This is a genomic window from Nonomuraea mangrovi, assembly GCF_042681425.1.
Taxonomy (GTDB): domain Bacteria; phylum Actinomycetota; class Actinomycetes; order Streptosporangiales; family Streptosporangiaceae; genus Nonomuraea; species Nonomuraea mangrovi.
Map to the genome: position 1 here is coordinate 1 of NZ_JBHUFV010000053.1, position 2,704 is coordinate 2,704.

At 69.9% G+C, this 2,704-nt stretch carries 2 protein-coding genes; both read left to right on the forward strand.

The features are described from left to right. A partial coding sequence (locus ACFSKW_RS36080; RefSeq protein ID WP_379577611.1) for a phosphopantetheine-binding protein occupies positions 1–536 on the forward strand: 536 nt, incomplete at its 5' end. Next, the coding region (locus ACFSKW_RS36085; RefSeq protein ID WP_379577613.1) for a condensation domain-containing protein at positions 533–2,704 on the forward strand (2,172 nt) is incomplete at its 3' end. The genes ACFSKW_RS36080 and ACFSKW_RS36085, both read left to right, overlap by 4 nt.

A 2,704-nucleotide genomic window follows, 5' to 3' on the forward strand; every position in this document is an offset into this window, starting at 1 on the left:
CGGCCGCGGTCCGTCCGGTCGGCGGCGTGCTGGCGGCCTACGTCGTCGGCACGGCGGAGCCGGGGGACATGGCCGGCTTCCTGCGCCAGAGGGTGCCCGAGCACATGGTGCCCGCCTCCTTCACGGTGCTGGACCGCCTGCCGGTGACAGCCAACGGCAAGCTCGACCGCAAGGCACTCCCCGAACCGCAGGCCCCTGTCGGCGTGCCGTACGAGGAACCGAGCGGTGAGATCGAGCGGGCGCTGGCCGCGGTCTGGGCGGAGGTGCTGGGCGTCCCGACGCCCGGCGCCCACGACAGCTACTTCGCGCTGGGCGGGGATTCCATCAGATCGCTCAAGATCGTCGCGCGCCTCCGGGCCCGCGGATACACGCTCGCGCTCGAGGACATCTTCGTCCACCAGACAGTGCGCGAGTTGGCCCAGGTGGTCACCACCGGGACGGTGAACGAGAGCCGCAGCACCAGCGAGGCGTTCAGCATGCTCGGCGCCGCGGACCTGGACCGGCTGAAGCAGCGTTTCCAAGGAGGCAAGCGTTGACGGCTCTGGAACTCGAGGACGCCTACCCGCTGACCGCTCTGCAGTCCGGGATGCTCTTCCACAGCGCCTACCAGGAAGACTCCGCGACCTACCACGACGTCTTCACGCTGATCCTGCGTGGGCCGTACCAGAGCGACACGTTCCGCGTCGCCCTTCGCGGGGTCATGGCCCGGCACTCGGTCCTGCGCACCTCGTTCGACCTGACCGGCTTCGACGAGCCCATCCAGCTGGTCTGGCAGGATGTCGAGCCACCCGTCGAGGAACTCGACCTGTCCGGGTTCGAGGACCCCAGGCAGCGCCTGAGCATCTGGCGCGAGCAGGAGAAGCACCGGCCCTTCGACTGGGAGGCCCCGCCGCTCTTCCGCGCCGTCATCCACCACCTCGACACCGACTGGTTCGCGCTCACGCTGAGCTTCCACCACGCGATCCTCGACGGCTGGAGCGTCGCCTCCATGGTGACCGAGCTGCTGGACCGCTACGCCGCGGGGCTGCAAGGGGTGCCGCAGGCGCCGGCCGTACCCCCGCCCTCCTCCTTCCGCGACTTCGTCGCCAGGGAGAAGGAGGCGGTGGCCTCGCCGCAGACCGAGCGGTTCTGGCGGGAGGCGCTGGCCGACGCGCCGGTGACCGCGCTGCCCAGGCTTCCCGGCTACCGCACGGGAGACGCCGAGGACACCGTCTCGCATGCCGTACCCCTTGACGACCAGCTCGTCGAAGGGCTGGAGAGGGTGGCGCGGCAGGCCAGGGTGCCGCTGCGCACCGTGCTGCTCGCCGGGCATCTACGCGTGCTGGCGCTCCTGACGGGCGACAGCGACGTGGTCACCGGCATCGTGACGCACGGCAGGCCCGAGCACGAGGCGGCCGAGCAGGTCCTCGGGCTGTTCCTCAACAGTGTGCCTGTGCGGGTGCGCACCGACGTGCCGAGCTGGGAAGAGCTGATCAAGCGGGTCTTCGCCGCGGAGGTGGCGTTCCTGCCGCACCGGCTGTATCCGCTGTTCGAGATGCAGCGTCTCAGCCAGCGCTCTCCCCTGATCGACGTGCTCTTCGACTATCGCGACTTCCACGTCTACCAGGACCTCGGCCCCGGCGGGGTCGTCCAGGTCGAGGAGAGCGAGTTCTTCGAGCAGACGAACCTGCCACTGTCCGCGAACTTCACCTGGTCGCCGCAGGCCGGCGGGCTGGAGTTGAAGCTCAAATATGACATCACGCAGTTCTCCGCCGATCAGGTCGTGCGGGCGGGTGAGCACTACCGCCGGGTCTTCGCGAAGATCGCCGAGGATCCGGCGGCTGACCCGCGTGATTCCGAGGAACTCCTGGCCGCCGATGTGGCGTCGGTGGAGGGGTGGAACGCGACGGGCGTGCCTCGGGAGTTCGTGGCGTTGCCCGACGTGGTGGCGCGGAGGGTGGCGTCGTCGCCGGACGCTCCTGCCGTCTGGGACGGCTCGTGGTTGACGTATGCCGAGTTCGGGGCTCGGGTTCGTGGGCTGGCCTCGGTGCTTCGCGAGCAGGGTGTACGGCTGGGCGACGTGGTGGGCGTGTGCCTGCCGCGTGGCGCTGACCTGATCGTGGCCGTGCACGCGGTGATGGCCGCCGGCGGGGCCTACATGCCGCTGGAGCCGGACTACCCCGATGAGCGCCTGTCCTTCATGGTGAGCGATGCCGGGGCTCGCGTCGTGATCACGGAGGAGCCTGGCCGTTTCCCCGGTTCGGTGGTGGTGGCTCCTACCGAGTCGGCGGACGGGCCGGCTTTCGCTCTGACGATCCCGCCGACAGCGCCCGCCTATCTGCTCTACACCTCCGGATCGACGGGACGCCCGAAGGGCGTGCTCGTTTCCCATGAGGCCATCGCCAACCGGCTGGTGTGGATGGGGGAGGCGTTCCCGCTCGGGGCCGGCGATCGGGCCGTGCAGAAGACGCCGTTCACCTTCGACGTGTCGGTGTGGGAGCTGTTCTGGCCCCTGATGGAGGGGGCCGGGCTGGTGGTGGCGCCCCCGGGCGTCCACCTGGACGCGGCCGCGTTGGTCGAGCTGATGCGCGCTCACAGCGTCTCGATGGCGCATTTCGTGCCGTCGATGCTGGACGCGGTCATGGAGGTCCCGGATCTGGACGTGCCGTCGTTGCGGCGGATCGTGTGCTCGGGTGAGGCGCTGCCCTCTTCTCTGGTGGCTCGC